This is a genomic window from Loktanella sp. DSM 29012 (assembly GCF_900110705.1).
Lineage (GTDB): Bacteria > Pseudomonadota > Alphaproteobacteria > Rhodobacterales > Rhodobacteraceae > Loktanella > Loktanella gaetbuli.
The window spans coordinates 105,970-130,138 of sequence record NZ_FOEJ01000002.1 but is presented as its reverse complement, the minus strand read 5'-3'; the positions used below and the strand labels follow the sequence as shown (position 1 = coordinate 130,138).

Here is a 24,169-nt window from a genome sequence, read left to right as displayed (position 1 = left end):
AGGGCCATTTCATAATGACGGGTCGCAAACGACCCGCGAGCGAGGCGGTAAGGGCATGTCAGCATTGGCACCCTCTAAAGTTGTTGTCCTCATGGGCGGCCCATCGGCAGAGCGAGAGGTCTCGCTGTCAACGGGTCGCGAATGTGGGGCGGCACTGGTCGAGGCAGGATTTGACGTAACAGAACTGGATGCGGGCCCCGATCTGGCCGCGCGTCTGGCTGACATCGCACCTGATGTGGTGTTCAACGCCCTGCATGGTCGCTGGGGCGAGGACGGCTGCGTGCAGGGTCTGCTGGAATGGATGCGTATTCCCTACACCCACAGCGGCGTGCTGGCCTCGGCGCTGACGCTGGACAAGCAACGGACCAAGGCGGCCTATGTGGACGCGGGGCTACCGGTTGTGCCCAGCCTGCTTGCGGCCTCTGCCGATGTGCGCGCAGGTCACGTCATGGCACCGCCCTATGTGGTCAAACCCAACAACGAAGGGTCCAGCGTCGGGATCTATCTGGTGCACGACATGGCTAATGCACCGCCGCCGCTGTCGGATGACATGCCTGACCGCGTGATGGTCGAGGCTTATGCGCCGGGCCGTGAGCTGACCGTTACGGTTCTGGGCAATCGCGCCCTGACCGTGACCGATATTCTGACGGACGGCTGGTATGACTACGACGCCAAATACAAGGCCGGTGGTTCGCGCCATGTAATCCCCGCCGAGCTGCCACAGGACATTTTCGATGCCTGCATGGACTACGCGCTGAAGGCGCATCTGGTGCTGGGCTGTCGCGGCATCAGCCGCACCGATTTTCGCTGGGATGAAACCCGCGGTCTGGATGGTTTGATCCTGCTGGAAACCAACACGCAGCCGGGTATGACCCCCACATCGCTGGCCCCTGAACAGGCGGCTCATGTCGGGATCGACTTCCCGACCCTGTGTCGCACCTTGGTCGAGGATGCGTCATGCGACCGGTAACCCGACCGATCCGCGATCCCGCCCCGTCGAAATGGGGTTATCGCTGGCAGCGCTGGATGCTGACGCCTGGTGTGCGCACCGGTTTGCGGCTGGGTGTGCCGGCCTTGATCATCGCGGCCATCGCCGGTGGCTGGTCGATGAACGCGAGCAACCGGGCATTGCTGGCCGAGCGGATCAGCGCGGCACAGCAGGCGTTTCAGGAACGTCCGCAATTCATGGTGTCTGGCCTTGCGGTCAGCGGTGCCGACGAGGAACTGGCCGACGCGGTTGCCAGCCTCATGGATACCGAATTTCCGGTGTCATCCTTTGACCTGGATCTGAATAAGCTGCGCGACGACGTCGTCGCTCTGGATGCGGTGGCAGAGGCCCGCGTGCGGGTGGGTGACGCGGGTGCGCTGGAAATCAATGTGACACCGCGTGTGCCGGTCGCGATCTGGCGCACACCCGATGGGCTGCGGATGATTGATGCGGAGGGTGTGTTCGCAGGCGATCTGGCCGCGCGGGTCGACCGGCTGGATTTGCCGCTGATCGGCGGAGAAGGTGTGCAGGGCCATATCGACGAGGCGCTGACCTTGTTCCGTAGTGCGGGTCCCATCGCGGATCGCATGCGCGGGTTGGTGCGGGTCAGCGGTCGGCGCTGGAACATGGTGCTGGAGGACGGTCAGCAGTTGTTGTTGCCGGCTGACGCACCGGTAGAGGCACTGGACCGGATCATCGCGCTGCACGAGGCGCAGGACCTTCTGGATCGCGATGTGGCAATCGTCGACATGCGCATGCCGCAGCGACCGACGGTCCGGATGAACCAAGAGGCGGTCGCGGCAACGCGTAACGCCGCGACGACAGGCAGAATTCAACAGGTGGGGCAGTGATGCGGGATTTATACGAAACGCAACGGGCTATGCGGAATGTGCGCAAGGCGGCGATGCAGAGGGGCGTAATCGCCATTCTGGACGTCGGCACGTCCAAGATCGCATGTCTTGTCCTGCGTTTTGACGGTCCTGACCGGCTGGGCGACAATGACGGTGTGGGTTCCTTGGCGGGTCAGTCCCGTTTCCGGGTGATCGGGGCGGCCACCACGCGGTCGCGCGGTGTCCGTTTTGGCGAAATCGACGCGATGCAAGAAACCGAACGCGCCATCCGCACTGCCGTGCAGGCTGCGCAGAAAATGGCTGAAGTCCGCGTCGATCACGTGATCGCATGCTTTGCCGGTGCCCGACCGCGGTCCTACGGTCTGGATGGCAGCGTCGATGTCGCGGACAACTTTGTGACCGAAGGCGATATCGGCCGCGTATTGGCCGCATGCGATGTTCCAGATTTCGGCGAGGACCGCGACGTGCTGCACGCGCAGCCCGTGAATTTCGCGTTGGATCACCGCAGTGGTCTGGCCGACCCGCGCGGACAGATGGGATCGACCCTTGCAACCGACCTGCACCTGCTGACGGTGGACGCCACGGCGATCCGCAATCTGTTTTTCTGCATCAAGCGGTGTGATCTGGAACTGGCCGGGATCGCGTCCTCTGCCTATGTGTCCGGTGTGTCCAGCCTGGTCGAGGACGAACAGGAACTGGGGGCCGCCTGCATCGACATGGGCGGCGGGTCCACCAGCCTGTCGGTTTTCATGAAAAAACACATGATCTATTCCGATGCGGTGCGCATGGGTGGCGATCACGTCACCGGGGACATTTCGATGGGTCTGCAGGTGCCGATGCAGACAGCCGAACGGATCAAGACATTCTACGGCGGCGTGGTTGCCACGGGCATGGACGACCGCGAGATGATTGAGATCGGCGGCGATACCGGCGACTGGGAGCGTGACAGGCGCACCGTGAGCCGGGCCGAGCTGATCGGCATCATGCGGCCGCGGATCGAGGAAATCCTCGAAGAGGTGCGCGCCCGTCTGGACGCGGCTGGGTTCGAATATCTGCCCAGCCAGCAGATCGTCCTGACCGGCGGTGGCAGCCAGATTCCGGGGCTGGACGGACTTGCGGCGAAAATCCTGGGGCAGCAGGTGCGCCTGGGTCGTCCGTTGCGCGTCCAGGGATTGCCGCAGGCGGCGACAGGGCCTGCGTTCTCGTCCTCGGTCGGCCTTGCGCTGTTTGCGGCCAACCCGCAGGACGAATGGTGGGATTTCGACGTGCCGGCGGAAACCTATCCCGCACGGTCGCTGAAACGGGCCGTGAAATGGTTCCGCGACAATTGGTGAGAATCAAGATTTGGCGCGACTCGCCATATCGTGAAAAAATTGTGCGGATTCGTGCCACATTTTGTGGTCCCAGTGTGGTTTTCGGGTGACGTATGCGCGCAGAGCCGCTACTATAAAAGGAATTAGGTGATTTCTGCCCGGTGGGACGGGTGCAACATAAAAACAGGCGGACCGAGCATGACATTGAATCTTTCCCTTCCGGGCCACGAGGACCTGAAACCACGCATCACCGTTTTCGGTGTCGGCGGGGCCGGTGGCAATGCAGTCAACAACATGATCGAAAAAGAGCTCGACGGTGTCGAGTTCGTTGTCGCGAATACTGACGCGCAAGCGCTGCAACAGTCCAAGTCCGAAGCCAAGATCCAGATGGGCCTCAAGGTCACCGAGGGTCTGGGTGCAGGTGCGCGCGCCACCGTAGGTGCTGCCGCCGCCGAAGAAAGCATCGAACAGATCGTTGATATGCTGGCCGGTGCGCACATGTGTTTCATCACTGCCGGCATGGGCGGCGGGACCGGTACGGGTGCCGCCCCGATCATCGCGCAGGCCGCACGTGAATTGGGCGTTCTGACTGTCGGTGTCGTGACCAAGCCGTTCCAGTTTGAAGGCGGACGCCGCATGCGTCAGGCCGAAGAAGGCGTCGAGGCCCTGCAAAAGGTCGTCGATACCCTGATCATCATCCCCAACCAGAACCTGTTCCGTCTGGCGACAGAAAATACGACATTCACCGAAGCCTTCGCGCTGGCCGACGACGTGCTATACCAGGGCGTCAAGGGCGTGACCGACCTGATGGTCCGCCCGGGCCTGATCAACCTGGACTTTGCCGACGTGCGCGCCGTCATGGACGAGATGGGCAAGGCGATGATGGGCACCGGCGAGGCAGAGGGCGAGGATCGCGCCAAGCAGGCCGCGCAAAAGGCCATCGCCAACCCGCTGCTGGACGAAATCAGCCTTCAGGGCGCACGTGGTGTGCTGATCAACATCACCGGTGGCTATGACCTGACCCTGTTCGAACTGGACGAGGCCGCGAACGAGATCCGCGAAAAGGTCGACCCCGAGGCAAACATCATCGTCGGTTCCACTCTCGACACCAGCATGGAAGGCCGGATGCGCGTCTCTGTGGTCGCGACAGGCATCGATGCGGCCGTCAAGTCGGGTGCAGAGCCCCAGCCGCGCCGCAGCATGTCCGAGCCGGTGCGTGAACCAGTCCGCGAGCAGCGTCGTGAAGAGCCAGCCGCCCGTGCCGAACCGGCCCCCGTCCGCGAAGAGCCGCGTCGCTATGAGCAGCCCGCAGCCCGTGCCGACGCACCGCGCCGCGAAGAGCGCGCAGAGCGTAGCCTGCTGGACGAGATGGAGGAACGCCACGCCGCAGAGGCGCGTCGTCCCGCAGCACCGCAGGCCGCCGAACTTGACGATGATCTGCCGCCGCCGGCCTACCGTCCGCGCGTCGAACCCGAAATCGACGCATCCGAGCAGTTCACTGCACCGCGCGCCGCCCGTCCGGGTGAGCCGTCGGCAGAGGCGCTTGCGCGTCTGCAGGCCGCCGTGCAGCGTCAGCCCAAGGAAACGCCGGTGCGTGCTGCCGCCCCTCAGGAAGCCGAAGCCGAGAAGCCGCGGTTCGGGATCAATTCGCTGATCAATCGCATGACGGGCGACCAGAAGCCTGCCGCACCCGCGGCACCGCGCCAGCAGCCGCAAGTCAGCGCCAAGCGCGAACAGCCGATGACGCATCAGCGCCCCGAGGCTGACATTGATCCCGACCAGGAGCGGATCGAGATTCCCGCATTCTTGCGGCGCCAAGCGAACTAAAGACGATCATCAGCATCAAGAAGCCGCCCCTAAACAGGGCGGCTTTTTCAATTGAAACAGCAGGTTACATTGCCGGACTGACATTGTTTCAGCTTGTTGCAATGTGTGAATTGTCGTTGTGAACCCATTGGTACTATTGCTGCGTTAATACTTCGTAACAGCGATGTAACCGTTAGGTGCAGACATGCAGACGACTTTGAAATCCGAACTGATCCTTGACGGTGTGGGCCTCCACACCGGTCGTCCGGCTCGTTTGCGTCTGCGTCCTGCGCCTGCTGGGCACGGTATCGTCTTTCAGCGGGTGGACGTGGCCGGGGCCGGCGTCAAACTGCCTGCAATCTGGAATCACGTCGAAATCTCGCCGTTGAATACCCGTTTGCGTGTGGGTGATACGATCGTTTCGACAATCGAACACCTGATGGCGGCCTTGTCCGGTTGTGGCGTGCACAACGTGCTAATCGAAATCGACGGCCCCGAAGTGCCGATCATGGACGGATCGTCCGCCGAATTCGTGCGCGGAATCCTTGGCGTCGGTGTGTCCCGTCAGGGTAATCCGCTGCGTGCGATCAAGCTGCTGGACGAGGTGCGCGTGAGCCAAGGTGATGCTTGGGCCAGCCTGCGTCCTGCGACCAGCCTGCAAATCGATTTCGAGATTGAGTTCCCTGATGCGGCGATCGGTCATCAGGCCAAGACGCTGAACATGGCGAACGGCAGCTTTGTCCATACGTTGTGCGACAGCCGCACGTTCTGTCGCAATTCGGATGTCGAGGACATGCGCAAGCGTGGCCTCGCGCTGGGCGGTACTTTGGAAAACGCAGTTGTCGTCGACGGCGCGGATGTGCTGACACCGGGCGGACTGCGTCATCCGGACGAGGCCGTGCGCCACAAGATGCTGGATGCGCTGGGTGATCTCTACACGGCGGGTGCGCCCATCCTGGGGCGCTACACCGGACACAAGGCAGGTCACAACCTGACCAATGCACTGTTGCGTGCCTTGTTCGACAACACGGCCGCATGGCGCTGGGTGGATTGTACACCGCAGATTGCAGCACGCCTGCCGGGTCATGGCGTCTCTGCTGCCGATATGGTCGCCGTTGCCTGACCGCAGGCGGGGTGTGTCTCACATCTTGGCAAACCCTGACATAAGCCGTTTTGCATGCCTGTTTTTTCTGTTAGACGTTTGCGCGAACCCGGCCGATAAGGTGCGGGACGTGAAAGACGACGCGGGGGCGTAACGATGTCGGGCAAATTTTTTCGGTCTGGGACGGCAACGCTGGTGCTATCGCTTGGTCTGCTGGTTGGCTGTAGCGATAGCTTTAACCCGCGCGATTCCGCCGCCATGGAAGCACTGTCCGCGCAGCAGATCTACCAGTTGGGTGAAGTCGAGGTCGAAACCGGCGATCCCGGTGAGGCCGCGTTCTTTTTCGGCGAAATCGAGCGTCTGTACCCTTATTCCGAATGGGCTGAACGTGCGCTGATCATGCAGGCCTTTGCCTATCACCGGGATGCGGATTACCCCAACAGCCGGGCATCCGCACAGCGGTTTCTGGATTTCTATCCGGCTCAGCCTGACGCGGCCTATGCGCAATATCTGCTGGCGCTGTCCTACTACGATCAGATCGACGAGATCGGCCGTGATCAGGGGCTGACGTTCCAGGCGCTTCAGGCGCTGCGGACCGTGATCGAACAATATCCCGACAGCGAATATGCCCGCGCGTCGATCCTGAAATTCGACCTGGCTTTCGATCACCTTGCGGCCAAGGAAATGGAAATCGGGCGCTACTACCTTAAGCGCAAGAATTATTCTGCAGCCGTGAACCGGTTCCGCGTCGTGGTCGAGGAATTCCAGACGACGTCGCAAACACCCGAGGCGCTGCACCGTCTGGTCGAATCCTACCTGTCGCTGGGTCTGACAAACGAGGCGCAGACCGCAGGCGCGATCCTGGGTGCAAACTATCCTGCAACCTCTTGGTTCAGGACAGCTTTGCCCTGTTGACGGGGCAGGGGCTGGAGGCCCGCGCACAGGGCGACAGCTGGCTTGCCTCGATTTACCGTCAGGTCATCCGCGGCGAATGGCTCTAGGGGTGCTAGGCATCTGACATGCTGCGCACATTAGACATTCGGGACATGCTGATCATCGACCAGCTGGAACTGACGTTCCAGCCGGGTCTGAACGTGCTGACCGGTGAAACCGGCGCGGGCAAATCGATCTTGTTGGACTCACTGGGGTTCGTGTTGGGTTGGCGCGGTCGCGCCGAGCTGGTGCGCCAGGGTGCCGAACAGGGCGAGGTGACGGCCAGTTTCGATCTACCCCCCGACCACCCCGCCCATACCGTATTGTCAGAGGCGGGTTTGCCGGGCGGTGACGAACTGATCCTGCGGCGTGTCAATTCCCGCGACGGGCGCAAGACGGCCTGGGTCAATGACCGGCGGGCCAGCGGCGAGGTGCTGCGCGCCTTGTCCGATACCTTGATCGAACTGCACGGCCAGCACGACGATCGCGGGCTGCTGAACCCGCGCGGGCACCGTCAGATGCTGGACACTTATGCGGGTGTCGATGCCGAACTATCCGCGGTGCGCGCGGCCTGGACGTCCCTGTCCCGCGCGACCAAGGCTCGCGAGGCGGCCACCCTGCGGATCGCAGAGGTCCGCGCCGAAGAGGAATATTTGCGGCACGCGGTGGGCGAGCTGGACAAGCTGGACCCGCAGGCCGGCGAAGAGGCGACATTGGATGCCGCCCGCCGCACCATGCAGGCGGCAGAAAAGATCAAGACCGACGTCGCGCGCGCCGGCGAGGCACTGGGCCTACAGGGGGCCGAGGGCATGATGTCCGACGCCAACCGCTGGCTGATCGGTGCCGCCGACCGGGCCGAAGGGCGCCTGGACGAGCCGTTGTCCGCGATCGAACGTGCGCTGCTCGAACTGGATCTGGCGCAGCGCGGGGTGCAGGACGCGCTGGACGCGCTGACCTTTGATCCCGCCGAATTGGAAGCGACCGAGGAACGCCTGTTCGCAATCCGTGGTCTGGCGCGCAAACATGACGTGCTGGCCGATGAACTGGGCCCCTTTGCCGATGATCTGCGGGCGCGGCTGGCATTGCTGGATGACAGCGAAAAGGATCTGGACGATCTGTTGCGTGCCGAACGCGCCGCACAGGTAACCTATGACAGCCACGCCGAAGCCTTGCGCGCCGCACGGGCTGCCGCGGCTGGCCGGTTGGATGCCGCGATGGCGTCAGAACTCGCGCCGTTGAAAATGGAACGCGCCGTATTCCGGACCGACATGACGGATGCGCCCGCCGGACCCGAGGGGCGCGACGCCGTGGCCTTTACCGTGGCGACCAACCCCGGCGCACCACCGGGACCGTTGAACAAGATCGCGTCGGGTGGCGAACTCAGCCGGTTCCTGCTGGCGATGAAGGTCTGTCTGGCGCAGGCCGGGCAGGGCGGCGTCACGATGATTTTCGACGAAATCGACCGCGGGGTGGGCGGCGCGACAGCGGATGCTGTCGGGCGCAGGCTGGCGGCACTGGCTGACGGTGGTCAGGTTCTGGTCGTCACGCATTCGCCGCAGGTTGCTGCATTGGGTGGCCATCACTGGCGTGTCGAAAAACGGCAGGACGCAACGGAAACCACCTCGACCGTCGTGCCGTTGGGGGCAGATGAACGTGTCACGGAAATCGCGCGGATGCTGTCCGGTGACACGATCACCGATGCGGCCCGTGCGGCTGCGATGGCCTTGATGGACAGCTGAGCCAGCGTCTGAATTGGCGGGGGCCCTTCGGGCCACCCGCCGAGACTGCTGAAATTAGCCGAACCCTAGACGGCGCATGTAACGACGGTATGTCTTGCGCAGGGGCCAGCCTCGCGAAACAATCGGATCAAGCGCCCGCTTGCGCGCAAAGGTGGTTGCAATACCAGGCATGCAGACGCTAGCCGGGGCATGCGGCGGCGGCAAAGGTCAGTGCAATGGACGGGTCAGAAGAACAGGATCGCATCGGTTGGCTGGGCCAGATCCGTCGCGCCTGGATGGTGATGCGGCTGCGCGGGCCGGGACAGATCCAGTTCTGGTTTATTGCGCTTGTGCTGGGGATCGCGTCTGGCGGTGCCGCCGTGCTGTTTCGTATGGGCATCGATCTGGTCAGTCGGATTGCCTATGGCACGACTGATCCCAATCGCCTGCACAGTTTCGTCACCGGCTTGCATTGGTCACAGGTCCTGATCGTCCCGATCATCGGCGGCCTGATCGTGGGGTTGATCCTGAACCGGTTTGTCCTCGACAACCGCGTGCGATCCGTCGCCGACGTCATCGAAGGGGCGGCCCTGCGCGAGGGCCGTGTCTCGTTCCGCGAGGGACTTGGCTCGGCGGGGGCCAGTCTTTTGACGCTGGGCATGGGCGGATCATCAGGCCGCGAGGGGCCGGTGGTGCATATCGCCGCGATGATTTCCACGTGGATCTGTGTGCGCATCCGTGCTGACGGTGTGACCGGGCGCGACCTGCTGGGATGCGCTGTCGCTGCCGCCGTGTCGGCCAGTTTCAACGCGCCCATCGCCGGTGCCCTGTTCGCGCTCGAGGTCGTTTTGCGGCACTTTGCGGTTCATGCCTTTGCGCCCATCGTGATCGCCTCTGTCGCGGGTACGGTGGTCAACCGGTTGGCCTTTGGCGATGTGTCGGAATTTGTCATCGACCGGGAAAACGCGTTGGGATTCTACGTCGAATTGCCTGCATTCCTGTTGTTGGGCCTGTTGTGTGGTCTGGTGGCCGTCGTGCTGATGCGGTCGATCTTTTGGGCGGACAACATCGGCAGCCGGATCCAGTATCGCTACCGTATTCCCGCCTATATCCGTCCGGCCGCGGCAGGGGCGTTGCTGGGCCTGATCGCAATCTGGTTTCCGCATATCATCGGCGTGGGATATGAAACGACGGTTGCGGCGCTGACGGGCGGGTTCCTGTTGCACGAGGCATTGGTTTTCGTCGTGATCAAGGTGGCAGCGGTCGCCATCACCATCGGCGGCCGCATGGGCGGAGGCGTGTTTTCACCGTCCTTGATGGTGGGGGCGCTGACCGGGCTTGCATTCGGCGTTGTGGCGACAGGCATCTTCCCAAGCGTATCCGGCGAGGGCACGCTGTATGCGCTGGCAGGCATGGGGGCCGTGGCCGCAGCGGTGATGGGCGCGCCGATCTCAACCACGTTGATCGTATTCGAATTGACCGGCGACTGGCAGACGGGTCTGGCCGTCATGGTGGCCGTGTCCATGTCGACAGCGCTTGCGTCGCGATTGGTGGAGCATTCGTATTTCCTGCACCAATTGGAACGCCGTGGCGTGCATCTGGCCGCGGGGCCGCAGGCCTATCTGCTGGGCACATTCGTGGTCGGCAACGTGATGCGCCCCATGTCAGACCCGCGTGCCGCCGCAGAAAAAGCCTGCCGCGAGATGATCGCTGCGGGGACCTATATCGACGCACGCGCGACACTGGAACAGGCCATGCCCATCTTTGACCGGGGGGCCTATGCCTTTGTTCCCGTGGTCATCACGCAAAAGGGCGAAGAACCAACACTGCAAGGTGCGTTGTTTCAGGTCGATGCCTTGCGGGCCTTCAATCGTGCTTTGGCCGATCGGGCCGAAGAAGAACATTCCTGAGGGGAGGGGTCAGACCTCTTCGACCGTCACGACGCTGGTGTCGAATGCCAGGTAGCCTGCGATCCGCGCCACATCATCCTTGGGAGTCTCGTAGGACCAGACGGCGTTCTCCAAGGTTGCGCTGCGATTGACGATGGAAAAATAACTTGCCGTGCCTTTGAACGGGCAGGTTGTGCTGTGGTCCGTCGCATCGAGGAACGTCATCGCGATGTCGTCGCGCGGGAAATAGACGACAGGGTCACGATCACCTTCGTGCAGGATGAGGGCGTTCGTACTTTCGCCCAGAACAGCACCACCGGCGCGGACGACCCAGCTGGCAGTTGCGGGGGAAATCGTGATGTGATCGGCCATGGCGACCTCCTCTTTTGGCGAAGTATTTAGGGAAATGCCCTTGTCAGAGCGGTTGGCAAGCCTGTGCAAGCCAGTCACGCGCCGCCCCCTCCACGAGCGGCCCGATCAATTTCAGTGTATCGGCATGGTACTGGTTGATCCAGTCCAATTCCCCTGCCGACAGCATTGACGCAGCGATGAGCCGTCTGTCGAACGGCACGCGCGTCAGCGTCTCGAATGACAACATGGGCCGGTCATCCGCGCCGATCAGATCCGGTGCCGTCACACAGACAATAAGGTTTTCGATACGGATGCCATAGGCGCCTTCGCGGTAATAACCCGGTTCGTTCGACAGGATCATGCCGGGTTCCAGCGCCACGGTCGAGCGACGCGAAATGCCTTGTGGCCCCTCGTGGACGCACAGATAACTGCCCACGCCGTGCCCCGTGCCGTGATCATAATCCAGGCCCGCAGACCACAGCGACGCACGCGCCAGCGCGTCCAGATGTTGTCCTGACAGCCCCTTTGGAAACCGCAGTCTGCTGATGGCGATCATGCCCTGCAGGACGCGGGTATAGCGGTCACGGTGTTCCGCACTGGGTGTACCCACGATGACGGTGCGGGTGATGTCCGTCGTGCCGTCGACATATTGGCCACCGCTGTCGATCAGCAGCAGTTCGTCGGGACTGACGGGACGATCCGTGTCTTCGGTCACGCGGTAGTGCACGATGGCACCATGCGGGCCCGCACCGCAGATCGTCTCAAAGCTGATGTCGCGCAGCATGTTGGTGTCGCGGCGAAAGGTTTCCAACTGCTGCACTACGTCGATTTCGGTCAATCCACCCATCGGGGCCGCACCATCCAGCCAGGCCAGAAACTGCACCATCGCGGCACCGTCACGCAGATGTGCGGCGTGACTTCCCGCAATCTCGACCTCTGTCTTGCAGGCCTTGGGTAAAATGCAGGGGTCGGTCGCATGAACCACTTCTGCTTCGGCATCTGACAGGATCGTGGCGATGGCATCGGCGCAGACCCGTGGGTCGATGCGCACGGGGCCGACCAATTGGGTAAGTGCGTCGTCGAAGTCTTCCGGTGGGTGAACGGTGACATCAGGCCCCAAGTGTTCGGCTATATCCGTGCATTTGTCCAAGGGCGCGAACAGGTCGACCGTGCCGTCGTGATGCAGGATCGCATAGGCGTGCGGCACCGGGTTGCGCGGGATATCGCTGGCCCGGATGTTCAGCAGCCACGCAATGCTGTCCGGCAGTGTGATGACCCAGTGCCCGGTGTCCACGTCAGCTGTCAGGCGCGCACGCTTGTTCGCGTGGCTCTCTCCGGTCAGGTCCAGTGGTTGCGCAAAAAACGGGGCGTCGGGCCGCGCTGGACGGTCGGTCCAGATCGCGTCGATCTGGTTGGGCGCGGCCAGCAGGTCGATGCCGTTGGCGGCCAGCTTGTCCGTCAGTTCGGTGATTTCAGTGACGGTATGCAGCCAGGGATCATAGGCGACGGTGCCACCATTTGGCAGATGCGAGATCAGCCAGTCCGACAGGCTGGTTTCAGGCCAATGCACCGGGGTATAGACATCGTCCGTCTGGTCACGGACCTGCAACCGGTAGCGTCCGTCGATGAACACACCGGCAATGTCCGGCAGGACCACGGCAAAACCGGCAGAGCCAGTAAACCCAGTCAGCCAGGCCAGCCGTTCGTCACAGGCCGCGACATATTCGCCTTGCCAACGGTCGGTGCGCGGAACCAGCACGCCGTCGATCCCGTTTTGATCCAGTTGTTCCCGAAGGGCGGACAGGCGTGCGGGTCCCTGTTCGGGGGCGCTGCTGGCAGAGAATGTCTGAAACATGCGTCGGGTATCCATAGGTTCGCGTTCGCGGCGAGTTTCACCGCGAGCGTCAGGTTTTCAAGTGGCAATTCGGGTCAGCCTGCGCGGCGCAGACCCAGAACGCGGGCGCGCTTGCGCGGATCGCTGTCGAACAGGCCGGCCAGCTGTTCGGTCATGGCACCGGCCAGTTGCTCGACATCGGTGATCGTGACTGCACGGTCATAGTAGCGCGTCACGTCATGGCCGATGCCGATGGCGGCCAATTCGACTGCCTTGCGTTTCTCGATCATGGCGATCACGTCGCGCAGGTGTTTTTCCAGATAATTCGCAGGGTTGACCGACAGTGTGCTGTCATCGACGGGGGCACCATCGCTGATCACCATCAACACCTTGCGCTGTTCCTGACGGACCATCAGGCGGCGATAGGCCCATTCCAGCGCCTCGCCGTCGATGTTTTCCTTCAGCAGCCCCTCTTTCATCATCAGGCCCAGATTGGGGCGCGCACGACGCCAGGGGGCATCGGCCGATTTGTAGACGATGTGACGCAGGTCGTTCAGACGGCCCGGTCCCGGTGCGCGGCCTTCTTTGAGCCAGGCCTCGCGGGATTGGCCGCCTTTCCACGCCTTGGTGGTAAAGCCAAGGATTTCGACCTTGACGTCGCAGCGTTCCAGCGTGCGAGCCATCACGTCGGCGCAGATGGCCGCAATGGAAATCGGACGGCCCCGCATGGACCCGGAGTTGTCCAGCAACAAGGTCACGACCGTATCGCGGAATTCCATGTCCTTTTCGACTTTGAACGACAGTGGCGTGGTTGGGCTGGCCACGATCCGGGCCAGACGGCCCGCGTCCAAGATGCCTTCTTCGAGGTCGAATTCCCAGGTGCGCGATTGTTTCGCCTGCAGCCGGCGTTGCAGCTTGTTCGCCAATCGGCTCACGGCACCTTTCAGCGGGTCAAGCTGCTGGTCAAGGTAGGCACGCAGGCGTTCCAGCTCGGCAGGCTCTGCCAGATCGGCCGCGCTGATTTCTTCGTCAAACGCGGTGCTGAACACGCGGTAGTCCTTGTCGGCGTCAGACACGGGGGCAGGTTGCGGCGGCTCCATCGGGGCCTCGCCGTCGGGCATTTCCATTTCCTCGCCCAACTCGGGCTCGGCCTGATCGTCCATGCTGACCTCGGCCTGTGCCGCGTCCTGCTGTTGTTCCTGGCTTTGCTCCGGAGAGGCCTCTGCCTCGTCACCTTCGCTGTCGTCCTCGCCGGTGGAGTCCGTTTCCTGCTGTTCGTCCTGACCTTCTTCGGCCTCGTCGTCCTGATCGTCGTCGGGTCCGTCGGGGTCATCTCCCAACTGATCGGCATAGCCCAGATCGCTGATGATCTGGCGCGCGAATTTGGCAAATGCACGCTGGTCGCCCAGCGTGTCACGCAAACTTTCCAGGGTGCCGCCGGCCTGTTCCTCGATGAACCCGCGCCACAGTTCCATGACATTGTCCGCACCGGCGGGCAGGTCGCGGCCCGTCGCGAGGTGGCGGATCAGATAGCCAGCAGCAATGGCCAGCGGCGCGTCGGCGGCGGATTTGATCTGGTCGTAACCCTTGCGCGCGGCGTCATTGCCGATCTTGGCGTCGATGTTGCCAGCGGTGCCGGGCATGTGTTGCGCGCCGACAGCCTCGATCCGGGCGGTTTCCATCGCATCATAGATGTCGCGCGCCATCTGACCTTGGGGCGCATAACGCGTATCGGTCTGGGCGTCGTGAAATTTATGGCGCAGCGCAAAGGCATCGGCGGTGCCACGCGCCAGCAGAACCTCTTCGCGGCTCATGCGGCGGCTGATCTGGGGCAGGCGGATCGTGTCGTTGGTCTGACCTGCGGGATCCACAGAATAGCTGACCGTCAGGTCAGGATCGTCCGCCATGACCTTGGTGGCCTCTGCGAGGGCCTTCTTGAACGGATCGGCTGGGTTATCGCTCGGTTTGCTCATGGGGTGGCCTTGGTTGGGTTAGCCGCAGGACAGTGTCGCGGGAATGCGCCCGGCAAATCGCAGGGCGGCAGAGGCGGGCAGGACAGCGTTCCGATCACCGCCCGCCAGATCATAGATCACGGGTGCCGCGGTGGCATCGCAGCCCCACGGGGCCGCACGTTCCGCTGCGCGTTCGATACCCGCGATTGTCGGCGCATCCGAGGTGGGCGTGACAAGCGCCAGTTTGCCACTGTCGGACAGGGTCACGTCATAGCCGCGCGACGGCATGCTGGCCCCGCAAGACGCGAGCCCCAGCACGATACCGCCGGCGATGACGCGGCGCGCGATCACCGCAGGCTCTGGCTTGCGGCGCTTTCGGGCAGTTCCTCGTCGAAACAGCGCTGATAGAATTCGGCCACCGTCTGGCGTTCCAACTCGTCGCATTTATTCAGGAACGACAGGCGGAATGCATAGCCTACGTTGCCAAAGATGCGCGCGTTTTCGGCCCAGGCGAGCACGGTCCGCGGCGACATGACGGTGGACAGATCGCCGTTCATGAATGCCGTGCGGGTCAGGTCGGCCACGGTCACCATCTGGCTCACCGTCTTTTTGCCGGCGTCGTTCTGGTAATGCGGGGATTTCGCGACGACGATTTCGGTTTCCACGTCGTGCGGCAGATAGTTCAGCGTGGCGACCAGCGACCAGCGGTCCATCTGCGCCTGGTTGATCTGCTGCGTGCCGTGATAAAGGCCCGTCGTGTCACCCAGACCGACCGTGTTGGCCGTGGCAAACAGGCGGAAATAGGGGTTTGGCGTGATGATCTTGTTCTGGTCCATCAGCGTCAGCTTGCCGTCAGCCTCCAGTACGCGCTGGATGACGAACATGACGTCGGCGCGGCCCGCATCATATTCGTCGAACACGATGGCGACCGGATTGCGCAGCGCCCAGGGCAGGATGCCCTCGTGGAATTCGGTGACCTGCACGCCGTCACGCAGTTTGATCGCATCCTTGCCGATCAAGTCGATCCGGCTGATGTGGCTATCGAGGTTCACGCGCACGGCGGGCCAGTTCAGGCGGGCGGCGACCTGTTCGATATGGGTCGATTTGCCCGTGCCATGGTAGCCCTGCACCATCACGCGACGATTGTGGCCGAACCCTGCAAGGATCGCGAGCGTCGTATCCGGGTCAAAGGTATAGGTCGGGTCCACGTCAGGCACCCGGTCGGTCGGTTCGGCAAAGCCCTTGACGGTCATGTCGGTGTCGATACCGAACACCTCGCGGACGGAAATATCGGTTGTCGGGGTGGCGTTGATGTCGATCGTGCCGTCGGCCATGGGTCAGCCCTTCTCTCGCATTCGCTGTGCATTTTGATAGTCGCGGGATGCAACATATCGCCCGAAATGAAAAGGGAAAGCGGTTGCGGCGCGACACCACAGCAAACACCGCGCCGGGAAACATTGCGTTTTTTGTCAGATGCGCCAAGGTGGCGGCGACAAGCAGGGTAGATAACGATGACGACGACAGCCGATATCGAGGACATGATCGCGCGGATGGCCATGGGCGACCGCGCCGCGTTCGACGGGCTATATAATGCGACTTCCGCGAAACTCTTTGGCGTATGCCTGCGTGTGTTGGGTAATCGGGCAGAAGCCGAGGACGCATTGCAAGAGGCCTTCGTCAAGATATGGCGCAATGCCGACCGCTACCGCGTCAATGGCCTGAGCCCGATGACCTGGCTGATCACGGTCACGCGCAATCATTCGGTGGATCGCGTGCGGGCCCGCAAGGCAAAGCAGGCCGGGAGCATGGACGAAGCGGCCGAGATTGCAGACAGCAACCCCGGACCCGAGGCACTGGCGATGGCATCGTCGGATCGGGTGCGGATCGTGGATTGCATGGGCCAGCTGGACCCCGACAAGGCCGGTGCGGTGCGCCGGGCATACCTTGAAGGTGAAACATACCAAGAGCTGGCAGATCATTATGATGTGCCGCTCAACACAGTGCGGACCTGGCTACGCCGGAGTCTGTTGAAGTTAAGAGAGTGCCTGTCGCATGACGGATGAAATCGAAAAAGACGAAGAGCGTCTGCTGACGGCCGAATACGTGCTTGGCCTGCTGACGGATCAAGAGGCAAAGGCCTACGAAGAGGTTCTGGCCGTCGATCCGGATTTGCGCCTTGAATACGCATTCTGGGCGGAACGGATCGCGGCCCTGACTGACGATATTGCGCCTGTTGATCCACCCGCAAAGATGCTGGCACGGATCAAGTCCGACCTCTTTGGCGCGGACGCGGCCGAGACCACGGCAACAAAGGCCCGGTCATGGCTGGATCGTCTGGGTCTGTTGCCGGCGATGACGGGCGGCGTCGTGGCGGCGCTCGCGGTCTTGTGGGTGATCAATCTGTATATTCCCGCAGCCCCCACCGTCACTGACCCACCCGTTTTGTCCGCGCCGACGCTTCAGGCGCAGATCGCGGCCGAGGATGACAGCCTGATCGTGCTGGCCAGCTATGACGCGACAGCGCAGGCGCTGACGGTGCAGCGCACCGCCGGACAGGCCCCGGACGGCAGGGTTCTGGAACTGTGGTTGATCGCTGACGACAATCCGCCCGTATCGCTGGGTGTGCTGCCTGATGATGAAACCGGACAGATCGGGATTGATGCAACACTGATCCCGGCATTGCCCGGTGGGGTGCTGGCGATTTCTGACGAACCGCCGGGCGGGTCCACGACGGGTGCGCCCACGGGCAGTGTCCTTGCGGTCGGTCCCATCACCGAGGCCTGATGTCGCGGGCCCTTGGGGCCCGCGGCGCGTCTGACATGGTTTTCACATCCTCGTGGTTTTCCGCATTCTGCGCACATCTTGTGTGCGCAGCGTGATAGTCCGGATCTGGGAAAAAGAGGAGACCGGACATGAACAGACGCATGTTTATCGCAGCGGCACTGGCCGCCACGGCGGCCCCCGCCGCGCTGATGGCCCAGCAGTTCGAAGTGACCCGGACCGATGCGGAGTGGCGGGCAATGCTGACGCAGGCCGAATACAACGTCATGCGCCGCGAAGGCACAGAGAGGGCAGGGTCCAGCCCGCTGGATCAGAATACCGCCGAAGGTGTCTATCACTGCCGCGGGTGTGATCTTGCGCTCTATCCGTCGCGCACGAAATTCGACAGCGGCACCGGTTGGCCCAGTTTTTATGCGTCGTTCGAAAACGCGCTGGGCACCAAGGTCGACCGCAAGATCGGGGTGGCCCGCACGGAATTGCATTGTCGTCGCTGCGGTAGCCATCTGGGCCACGTGTTCAATGACGGCCCGCCGCCAACTGGGCAGCGGCATTGCATCAACGGTGTTTCGCTGGTGTTCCGCGCAGCATGAGCCGTATCTAGAAACAATCTGTTGACGCGTTTCAGATGGGTCATTTCCGGCCATCCGGTTAGGGTGGCCGGAAACATGGATCCTTGACTGTGATGCGCGACCGAATTCTTTATCCGCTGCGTCCTTCGGTGGGCGAACGCCGTCTGTTGACGGCGTGGATCGGCGTTGCCTTGCTGGGCGGGTTTTTGGCCCACATCCTTGTCAGCAACATTTCCTACGAACAATCGATGCTGCGCGTGTTCACCACGTCAGATGGCTGGTTCGTGCTGTGCGGCGTCTTTGGTGCCCTGGCAGGCCTCTATTTCGCGCGACGATGGATAGGATCGACGGGCCGCTTTGGGCCCTGTCGGGCGTTCTGCGGCATGATCATCGTCACCTTCATGGCAGCATTGGTCGGCGGATCGCTGATGTTGCCGCTTTACGGCACGATGTTCGGGCCGATGCTGTTCGTGCTCATGCTGATCGAAAAACCTGTTCTGGCCTTCACATGGATCGCAATGCTGTTGCTTGCGGACAAGCTAATCCGCGATTGGCGGCGAGAGCGCGAAAGCATTTTCGCGCTCTCGTCCTTTCAGGCGCAGAATTAGAGGGTTCCGCGCCTTTGCAGGCTCAGTCCTTTTCGCGGAAGTTGCGGCTGGATTTCAGTTGATCCCAGGCCCAGACGACCTCTGACAATTGTTCTTCCTGGCTGCGGTCACCGCCGTTCATGTCGGGGTGCAGCACCTTGATCAGCGCCTTGTAGCATTTGCGGATCTCGGCCTTGGACATGCTGTCCTTGGCGTCCAGAATTTCGATCGCGCGGCGTTCGGTCGGCGGCAGGCGCCGCGTGCCGCCCGCAGCAGCCACATTGCGACCGGGGTTTCGCGTGGCATTGTCACCCAGCACCTCGTGCGGGTCCTGTACGCCCAGACGCGCCCAGGCCCGTTCCTCGACCGATCGTTTCAACGGCTTGGTCGGCCGTTCCCAGGTGGCGCGGTCCTTGTCCATCTGCGCCATCAACTCGGCCTCTGACGTGCCGTCAAAGAAATTCCATTTCAGGTTATATTCCCGAATGTGTTCCTTGCAGAACCAGATGTAGTCATCCAGCGTATCTGGTGATTTCGGCGCGCGGTACTTGCCAGCCTCCTCGCAACCCTCGTGTTCGCACACGCGCGTCGATGTTTCGGACGCGCCTGACATCCCGCGACGTCCGCGCGGGTTCTTCTTCTTGCTGCTCGACACCGACATGTCGAAACCGAAGGGATCTTTCTTGTTCATGGTGGCCCTTTCCGACTCGGAGACAGCACTCTAAACCAATGGTTCGGCAGGTGAAGAGCAATGGAGAAAATAATGGCCCTTGACGCAGAAATCCGCGCGGCCCTGATGGCGGGATTAAGCCCCGAACGTCTGGATGTCGTGAACGAAAGCGCGCTGCATGCGGGGCATTCCGGTGACGACGGATCGGGCGAAAGCCACTGGCGTGTGGTCATCGCGGCATCTTCGCTGGAGGGTCAGTCGCGGATCGCGAAACACCGCGCCGTTCACGCAGCCCTTGGTCCCGCGATCATCGGTCGCATCCACGCGCTGGCAATCAGTTTCGACTAGGTCGCTGGTTTGGGGGCCTCGGTCGGGGCGTCTGCTGCCGGGGTGTCATCCACCGGGGCAGGGATGTCCTCGGTCTCCGGCGCGTCGTCTGTCAGATCTTCGATCAACGGCAGGGGTTCTGACGGCGTGTCGGGCGCGGGCTGTGAGGGGCGACGGAACACCATCATGTTCTGGAATACTGTCGTGCGGTTCATCATCAGCCCGTCGCGTTCGTCCGACGGCAGCGTGTCGGTACGCTGATATTCCCAGCCATCTGCGGCATGGGCGTTCATCACATCCGACAGCGCCTTGGCAAAGCGTGCCTCGGCACCCTTCAGACCCTTTGCCTTGAGCCCGCGACGCGGGGCGGGGACGACCAGATATTCGTAATGCATCATGTTATCCCTTGTGCCAGCGCCCGCGGTCGTCGGGGCTTACAGCCCCAGTTTTGCCGCGACAAGCGTGTTGACGGCGGCGGGGTTTGCCTTGCCGCCTGTCGCCTTCATGACCTGACCTACGAACCAGCCTGCAAGTTTCGGGTTTTGCTTGGCCTTTTCCACCTGCGCGGGGTTGGCGGCGATGATCTCGTCCACGGCGGCCTCGATGGCACCTGTGTCGGTGACCTGTTTCATACCTTCGGTTTCGACCACCTCTTCGGGATCGCGGTCCTGGGTGTAGGCGATGTCGAACACGTCCTTGGCGATCTTGCCGCTGATTGTCTCGGCCTTGATCAAGCTGACAATCTGGCCCAGCCGGGCGGCTGAAATCGGGCTGTCTGCGATGCTCTTGTCGCCATCCTTTTTCAGACGACCGAACAATTCGTTGATCACCCAGTTGGCGGCAAGCTTGCCATCGTTTCCGGCGGCGACCTCCTCGAAATACGCGGCGTTGGCCACGTCGGCGGTCAGCACGCTGGCGTCGTAATCGGACAGGCCGAATTCATTGATGAAACGTGCCTTTTTCGCGTCGGGCAGTTCGGGCAAGGAGGCTGCAATATCATCCACCCAAGCCTGTTCGATTTCCAGCGGCAGCAGGTCAGGATCTGGGAAATAGCGGTAATCATGCGCTTCCTCCTTGGACCGCATCGACCGCGTTTCGTTCTTGTCCGCGTCATACAGGCGGGTTTCCTGCACGACCTCCTTGCCGTCCTCGACCAGCGCGATCTGGCGGCGGGCCTCGACCTCGATCGCCATCTGGATGAACCGCATGGAGTTCATGTTCTTGATCTCGCAGCGGGTACCCAGGTGGCTGAAATCCTGTGTTTCCTGATATTTCTCGTAATCACCGGGACGGCAGATCGACACGTTGACGTCCGCACGCAGGTTGCCGTTCTGCATGTTGCCGTCGCAGGTGCCCAGATAGCGCATGATCTGGCGCAGCTTGGCGACATAGGCGGCGGCCTCTTCTGGGCCACGGATGTCGGGACGGCTGACGATTTCCATCAGCGCCACGCCGGTGCGGTTGAGATCCACGAACGACATGTTCGGGTCCATGTCATGGATGGATTTGCCCGCGTCCTGTTCAAGGTGGATGCGTTCGATCCGCACGCGCCGCGCGGTGCCGTCACCCAGTTCGACCAGTACCTCACCTTCGCCCACGATGGGGTGATACAGCTGGCTGATCTGATAGCCCTGCGGCAGGTCGGGGTAGAAATAGTTCTTGCGGTCAAATGCGCTGAACAGGTTGATCTGTGCCTTCAGTCCCAGACCCGTGCGGACGGCCTGTGCCACACAGCCTTCGTTGATGACGGGCAACATGCCGGGCATGCCTGCGTCCACGAATGCGACGTTGCTGTTGGGTTCCGCACCAAAGAGCGTCGATGCCCCCGAAAACAGCTTGGCCGAGGTGGCGACCTGTGCGTGGACCTCGAGCCCGATGACCAGTTCCCAGTCGTGTTTCGCACCGGCGATCACCTTGGGGGCGGGGGCTGTGTATTCCAGATCAAGCATGGGGCACCTCTTTCGTTCGCGGTGTTCTAAGCCAGCACAGTGGATGGAACAAGGGGCCGGGACACCCCGTTGATGCAGCAGATAGGAAATGCAGACCCCGACGAAAGGACCGCATGATGACACAGATGAGCGACGCCAAAATACTGATCATCGCAACCGATGGTTTTGAGCAATCCGAGCTGGAATTTCCGCGCGATCAATTGCGCGCCAAGGGTGCCACCGTCCATGTTGCCACGCTGGACGGCCAGCCGATCAAGGGATGGGAAGGCGACGATTGGGGCGATACCGCAGAGGCTGATCTCAGGATCGAGGACGTCAATATAGACGACTATGACGCCTTGGTCTTGCCGGGTGGCCAGATCAACCCTGACCTGCTGCGCGTGGAGGCAGCGCCGATCCAGTTGATCAAGGATGCCGTCAAGGCAGGGAAAATCGTTGCCGCAATCTGTCATGCACCATGGCTGCTTATCGAGGCAGAGGTCGTCGCCGGGCGCGAAATGACCAGCTTTGCGTCCATTCGCACGGATCTGAAAAATGCTGGTGCGCAGGTCGTCAATCAAGAGGTCGCAATCTCGAATGGAATCATCACGAGCCGAAATCCGACCGACCTCAAGGCCTTTGTCGCCAAGATCGTGGAAGAAGTGCAAGAAGGTCGACACCCGCGACCTGCAGCCTAAACCACTGTCATCACATAAGAAGCCGGTGCCAAAGGCACCGGCGGTTTCCGCTGTGGGCGGCGTATTGCCCACAGCTGCGATTCATTTCTTGTGCGATTGATCCGATCTGGGCAGTTTGACGGCCATGCTCAGGGGTGTTTTCATAACTGCGGGTCTGTTGGCCGGTGTCGTCGGGGGGGACGCGCGTGCAGCGACCGAGGCCGCTGTGCTTGCGGCCAGAATTGCCACGGTTGCGCCGATCACGTCAGAGGTGCGTCCCTTTGGTCGCGAGGATGCCGCGGCACAAAGGCAGGCCGCGCGGCTGACGGCATTGCAGTCGGTGCGCCCCTTGGCACGTCCCGTGCACATGATCCGCTATCCGGTAAATGTCATCGCCGGCGCACCACCCCTGCGTCCGGCGATCCGTCCGAATTTCATTCCCGACACCCGCTGGGGCAGCACCAATACGGCCCGCATGTGGACGCGCGCCACGATGGCGGCTGTCGCGACGCACGGTCTGGATACCCAGGTGCCACGCGATATCGCGGCCTGGTGCCCGGCCTATGCCCAGAACTCTCCGACGCTGCGGCGTGCATTCTGGGTCGGCATGATGTCGGCCCTGACCAAATACGAAAGCACACATAACCCCAACGCCGTGGGCGGTGGCGGGCTCTGGTACGGACTGTTGCAGATTCTGCCTGCAACGGCGCGTGGTTACGGTTGCAGGGCAACCACCGGTGCGGCTCTCAAGGATCCGATTGCAAACCTTGCCTGTGCTGCGCGTATCATGGGTCACACTGTTGCTCGCGACCGGGCTGTCGCCGTTCAGGATGGCCGCTGGCGCGGTGTTGCCGCGGACTGGGGCCCGATGAGCAATCGTGCAAAAATTGCCGAAATGTCGGCTTGGACGCGCAAGCAGGACTACTGCGTGGTCCAGACCCGGCCCCGGCCGATGTTGCGGCCCGAATCACGCGTGGTGGAAAACGCAGGCGCGCCGCGTCCCGTGTTACGGGATCTCAGCCCCACGATTTCGACAATGGATACCGTGACATCCGCACCAGACTGACGTTGGGTGCATCGACGCCGCCCAGATCCAGTGTCGCCTTTTTCAGCATCTCGATACCGTCCTCGCTGTTGCGATCGATCTGGTCGGCGGGAATGGGTTCACCGATCGTCACGCGATAAGGCTGGCGGTCCTTGTTCAGCGTTTCATGGAATAGAGTCACGTCGCGCAGTGTCGGGTGCAATTTGTCGAACAGGTAGAACAGTGACGAATTTCGCGCCTGCAGGTTCACGGGGATCACGGGTAGGTCGAATTTGCGCGCCAACATCGCAGCCGATGGCATCCATTCGCGTTCATGCAGTTTCAGCCCGATCCGCTTGGCCAATCGGCCAGAGGGAAAGATGACCCCCAGACGATCCGCGGCAGTTGCTTCGCGGACGTATTGCATGGTTTCACGGGTTTTTTCGCGGGACCGTTTGTCCATGCGCCATTCGACCGGGCAAATCATGTCGATCATCTGCGGCATGACACGCAGGATGTCGCTGTTGGCAAAGAAATAGAGGTCCGGCCGCACCCGTGAAATAAGGTGCCACAGGATGATCCCGTCTGCGATGCCCGTTGGATGGTTCGCCACGATCAGTGCGGGGCCACGCGTCGGGATATGTGACAGACCGGATACGGTGACCAGTTTGGCCAGCCGTTCACCCATCGCGTCCATGATCTGCTGCGATGTTGCATGTTCCAGCGACTCGCCGATCGCGACCGTCTTGTCGTAGGCCAACGCGAGGTGCATCAGACCGCGAATGTATCGCATGCCTGGTATGGGCCGATACATCCAGGGCGCACGTTCCACGATAAGTGGGGTAATGCGATCTCTGATCTCGGTCATG

General features: G+C 62.1%; 23 protein-coding genes and 1 pseudogene. 15 read left to right on the top strand and 9 right to left on the bottom strand.

The annotated features are described in order from the left end of the window. Positions 1–91 precede the first annotated feature (91 nt). The 8 genes and pseudogenes from BMX27_RS05305 (at position 92) to BMX27_RS05270 (ending at position 10,621) form a co-directional block, all read left to right on the top strand. Positions 92–970, top strand: coding sequence for a D-alanine--D-alanine ligase (locus BMX27_RS05305; protein WP_256212425.1), 879 nt, complete (start codon positions 92–94; stop codon positions 968–970). Then, positions 958–1,839, top strand: a complete 882-nt coding sequence (locus tag BMX27_RS05300) for a cell division protein FtsQ/DivIB (protein WP_090158858.1) — start codon at positions 958–960, stop codon at positions 1,837–1,839. Before BMX27_RS05305 ends, BMX27_RS05300 begins: the two co-directional genes overlap by 13 nt. Beyond that, complete coding sequence (gene ftsA / locus BMX27_RS05295; RefSeq protein ID WP_090158857.1) at positions 1,839–3,173, top strand: cell division protein FtsA; 1,335 nt, start codon at positions 1,839–1,841, stop codon at positions 3,171–3,173. Before BMX27_RS05300 ends, ftsA begins: the two co-directional genes overlap by 1 nt. A 177-nt stretch (positions 3,174–3,350) precedes the next feature. Beyond that, complete coding sequence (gene ftsZ, locus BMX27_RS05290) at positions 3,351–4,979, top strand: cell division protein FtsZ (protein WP_090158856.1); 1,629 nt, start codon at positions 3,351–3,353, stop codon at positions 4,977–4,979. 184 nt (positions 4,980–5,163) lie between these two features. Then, a complete protein-coding gene (gene lpxC, locus BMX27_RS05285) occupies positions 5,164–6,081 on the top strand; it encodes a UDP-3-O-acyl-N-acetylglucosamine deacetylase (protein WP_090158855.1) in 918 nt (305 codons plus the stop codon). Between the two features lie 135 nt (positions 6,082–6,216). Next, positions 6,217–7,061, top strand: a pseudogene (locus tag BMX27_RS05280) (outer membrane protein assembly factor BamD). 18 nt (positions 7,062–7,079) lie between these two features. Further along, complete coding sequence (gene recN / locus BMX27_RS05275; protein ID WP_090158854.1) at positions 7,080–8,732, top strand: DNA repair protein RecN; 1,653 nt, start codon at positions 7,080–7,082, stop codon at positions 8,730–8,732. Between the two features lie 215 nt (positions 8,733–8,947). Next, complete coding sequence (locus BMX27_RS05270) at positions 8,948–10,621, top strand: chloride channel protein (protein ID WP_371260088.1); 1,674 nt, start codon at positions 8,948–8,950, stop codon at positions 10,619–10,621. A 9-nt stretch (positions 10,622–10,630) separates the two neighbouring features. On the opposite strand, the gene BMX27_RS05265 is transcribed toward BMX27_RS05270, so the two are convergent. The 5 genes from BMX27_RS05265 to cobS form a co-directional block, all read right to left on the bottom strand. Continuing rightward, positions 10,631–10,972: a DUF427 domain-containing protein gene (locus tag BMX27_RS05265; protein WP_090158853.1), complete on the bottom strand. Its 342-nt coding sequence runs from the start codon at positions 10,970–10,972 to the stop codon at positions 10,631–10,633. 43 nt (positions 10,973–11,015) lie between these two features. Beyond that, positions 11,016–12,806, bottom strand: coding sequence for an aminopeptidase P family protein (locus tag BMX27_RS05260; RefSeq protein ID WP_090159192.1), 1,791 nt, complete (start codon positions 12,804–12,806; stop codon positions 11,016–11,018). A gap of 74 nt (positions 12,807–12,880) precedes the next feature. Further along, complete coding sequence (gene cobT / locus BMX27_RS05255) at positions 12,881–14,758, bottom strand: cobaltochelatase subunit CobT (protein ID WP_090158852.1); 1,878 nt, start codon at positions 14,756–14,758, stop codon at positions 12,881–12,883. Between the two features lie 18 nt (positions 14,759–14,776). Beyond that, positions 14,777–15,088, bottom strand: coding sequence for a hypothetical protein (locus BMX27_RS05250; RefSeq protein ID WP_090158851.1), 312 nt, complete (start codon positions 15,086–15,088; stop codon positions 14,777–14,779). After that, positions 15,085–16,071: a cobaltochelatase subunit CobS gene (gene cobS, locus BMX27_RS05245; protein WP_090158850.1), complete on the bottom strand. Its 987-nt coding sequence runs from the start codon at positions 16,069–16,071 to the stop codon at positions 15,085–15,087. Before cobS ends, BMX27_RS05250 begins: the two co-directional genes overlap by 4 nt. Positions 16,072–16,248: 177 nt before the next feature. On the opposite strand from cobS, the gene BMX27_RS05240 reads away from it, so the two are divergent. The 4 genes from BMX27_RS05240 (at position 16,249) to BMX27_RS05225 (ending at position 18,695) form a co-directional block, all read left to right on the top strand. Continuing rightward, on the top strand, positions 16,249–16,800 hold the full coding sequence (locus BMX27_RS05240) for a sigma-70 family RNA polymerase sigma factor (RefSeq protein ID WP_056031122.1): 552 nt from the start codon (positions 16,249–16,251) through the stop codon (positions 16,798–16,800). Continuing rightward, complete coding sequence (locus BMX27_RS05235; protein WP_090158849.1) at positions 16,790–17,521, top strand: anti-sigma factor; 732 nt, start codon at positions 16,790–16,792, stop codon at positions 17,519–17,521. The genes BMX27_RS05240 and BMX27_RS05235 overlap by 11 nt, the downstream gene beginning before the upstream one ends. Before the next feature lie 128 nt (positions 17,522–17,649). Next, complete coding sequence (gene msrB, locus BMX27_RS05230) at positions 17,650–18,108, top strand: peptide-methionine (R)-S-oxide reductase MsrB (protein WP_090158848.1); 459 nt, start codon at positions 17,650–17,652, stop codon at positions 18,106–18,108. A 92-nt stretch (positions 18,109–18,200) separates the two neighbouring features. Next, positions 18,201–18,695 carry a hypothetical protein gene (locus BMX27_RS05225; RefSeq protein WP_090158847.1) on the top strand — a complete coding sequence of 165 codons (495 nt, stop codon included), beginning with the start codon at positions 18,201–18,203 and terminating at the stop codon, positions 18,693–18,695. A 22-nt stretch (positions 18,696–18,717) separates the two neighbouring features. Here BMX27_RS05225 and BMX27_RS05220 read toward each other — a convergent pair whose 3' ends face one another. Beyond that, positions 18,718–19,365 carry a J domain-containing protein gene (locus BMX27_RS05220; protein WP_090158846.1) on the bottom strand — a complete coding sequence of 216 codons (648 nt, stop codon included), beginning with the start codon at positions 19,363–19,365 and terminating at the stop codon, positions 18,718–18,720. 72 nt (positions 19,366–19,437) lie between these two features. Between BMX27_RS05220 and BMX27_RS05215 the strand changes: the two genes are divergently transcribed. Continuing rightward, positions 19,438–19,692, top strand: a complete 255-nt coding sequence (locus BMX27_RS05215; protein ID WP_090158845.1) for a BolA family protein — start codon at positions 19,438–19,440, stop codon at positions 19,690–19,692. Here BMX27_RS05215 and BMX27_RS05210 read toward each other — a convergent pair. Together BMX27_RS05210 and gatB are read right to left on the bottom strand one after the other, a co-directional pair. After that, positions 19,689–20,069, bottom strand: a complete 381-nt coding sequence (locus tag BMX27_RS05210) for a DUF4177 domain-containing protein (RefSeq protein WP_090158844.1) — start codon at positions 20,067–20,069, stop codon at positions 19,689–19,691. The genes BMX27_RS05215 and BMX27_RS05210 overlap by 4 nt on opposite strands. Before the next feature lie 36 nt (positions 20,070–20,105). After that, positions 20,106–21,620: an Asp-tRNA(Asn)/Glu-tRNA(Gln) amidotransferase subunit GatB gene (gene gatB, locus BMX27_RS05205; RefSeq protein WP_090158843.1), complete on the bottom strand. Its 1,515-nt coding sequence runs from the start codon at positions 21,618–21,620 to the stop codon at positions 20,106–20,108. Between the two features lie 116 nt (positions 21,621–21,736). Between gatB and BMX27_RS05200 the strand changes: the two genes are divergently transcribed. Both BMX27_RS05200 and BMX27_RS05195 read left to right on the top strand, forming a co-directional pair. Continuing rightward, complete coding sequence (locus BMX27_RS05200; protein ID WP_090158842.1) at positions 21,737–22,297, top strand: type 1 glutamine amidotransferase domain-containing protein; 561 nt, start codon at positions 21,737–21,739, stop codon at positions 22,295–22,297. 124 nt (positions 22,298–22,421) lie between these two features. Then, entirely contained in the window at positions 22,422–23,342 is a 921-nt protein-coding gene (locus BMX27_RS05195; protein WP_090158841.1) for a transglycosylase SLT domain-containing protein, read from the top strand. Here BMX27_RS05195 and BMX27_RS05190 read toward each other — a convergent pair. Then, positions 23,293–24,168 (bottom strand): lysophospholipid acyltransferase family protein, encoded by an 876-nt coding sequence (locus tag BMX27_RS05190; protein WP_090158840.1) that lies wholly within the window; start codon positions 24,166–24,168, stop codon positions 23,293–23,295. The genes BMX27_RS05195 and BMX27_RS05190 overlap by 50 nt on opposite strands. Position 24,169 lies beyond the last annotated feature (1 nt).

Excerpts from the sequence above, each read along its gene's own strand:
- BMX27_RS05305 (WP_256212425.1), top strand. The coding sequence starts at position 92 with ATGGGCGGCCCATCGGCAGAGCGAGAGGTCTCGCTGTCAACGGGTCGC.
- BMX27_RS05300 (WP_090158858.1), top strand. The coding sequence starts at position 958 with ATGCGACCGGTAACCCGACCGATCCGCGATCCCGCCCCGTCGAAATGG.
- ftsA (WP_090158857.1), top strand. The coding sequence starts at position 1,839 with ATGCGGGATTTATACGAAACGCAACGGGCTATGCGGAATGTGCGCAAG.
- ftsZ (WP_090158856.1), top strand. The coding sequence starts at position 3,351 with ATGACATTGAATCTTTCCCTTCCGGGCCACGAGGACCTGAAACCACGC.
- lpxC (WP_090158855.1), top strand. The coding sequence starts at position 5,164 with ATGCAGACGACTTTGAAATCCGAACTGATCCTTGACGGTGTGGGCCTC.
- recN (WP_090158854.1), top strand. The coding sequence starts at position 7,080 with ATGCTGCGCACATTAGACATTCGGGACATGCTGATCATCGACCAGCTG.
- BMX27_RS05270 (WP_371260088.1), top strand. The coding sequence starts at position 8,948 with ATGGACGGGTCAGAAGAACAGGATCGCATCGGTTGGCTGGGCCAGATC.
- BMX27_RS05265 (WP_090158853.1), bottom strand. The coding sequence starts at position 10,972 with ATGGCCGATCACATCACGATTTCCCCCGCAACTGCCAGCTGGGTCGTC.
- BMX27_RS05260 (WP_090159192.1), bottom strand. The coding sequence starts at position 12,806 with ATGTTTCAGACATTCTCTGCCAGCAGCGCCCCCGAACAGGGACCCGCA.
- cobT (WP_090158852.1), bottom strand. The coding sequence starts at position 14,758 with ATGAGCAAACCGAGCGATAACCCAGCCGATCCGTTCAAGAAGGCCCTC.
- cobS (WP_090158850.1), bottom strand. The coding sequence starts at position 16,071 with ATGGCCGACGGCACGATCGACATCAACGCCACCCCGACAACCGATATT.
- BMX27_RS05240 (WP_056031122.1), top strand. The coding sequence starts at position 16,249 with ATGACGACGACAGCCGATATCGAGGACATGATCGCGCGGATGGCCATG.
- BMX27_RS05235 (WP_090158849.1), top strand. The coding sequence starts at position 16,790 with ATGACGGATGAAATCGAAAAAGACGAAGAGCGTCTGCTGACGGCCGAA.
- msrB (WP_090158848.1), top strand. The coding sequence starts at position 17,650 with ATGAACAGACGCATGTTTATCGCAGCGGCACTGGCCGCCACGGCGGCC.
- BMX27_RS05225 (WP_090158847.1), top strand. The coding sequence starts at position 18,201 with ATGCGCGACCGAATTCTTTATCCGCTGCGTCCTTCGGTGGGCGAACGC.
- BMX27_RS05220 (WP_090158846.1), bottom strand. The coding sequence starts at position 19,365 with ATGAACAAGAAAGATCCCTTCGGTTTCGACATGTCGGTGTCGAGCAGC.
- BMX27_RS05215 (WP_090158845.1), top strand. The coding sequence starts at position 19,438 with ATGGCCCTTGACGCAGAAATCCGCGCGGCCCTGATGGCGGGATTAAGC.
- BMX27_RS05210 (WP_090158844.1), bottom strand. The coding sequence starts at position 20,069 with ATGATGCATTACGAATATCTGGTCGTCCCCGCCCCGCGTCGCGGGCTC.
- gatB (WP_090158843.1), bottom strand. The coding sequence starts at position 21,620 with ATGCTTGATCTGGAATACACAGCCCCCGCCCCCAAGGTGATCGCCGGT.
- BMX27_RS05200 (WP_090158842.1), top strand. The coding sequence starts at position 21,737 with ATGACACAGATGAGCGACGCCAAAATACTGATCATCGCAACCGATGGT.
- BMX27_RS05195 (WP_090158841.1), top strand. The coding sequence starts at position 22,422 with ATGCTCAGGGGTGTTTTCATAACTGCGGGTCTGTTGGCCGGTGTCGTC.
- BMX27_RS05190 (WP_090158840.1), bottom strand. The coding sequence starts at position 24,168 with ATGACCGAGATCAGAGATCGCATTACCCCACTTATCGTGGAACGTGCG.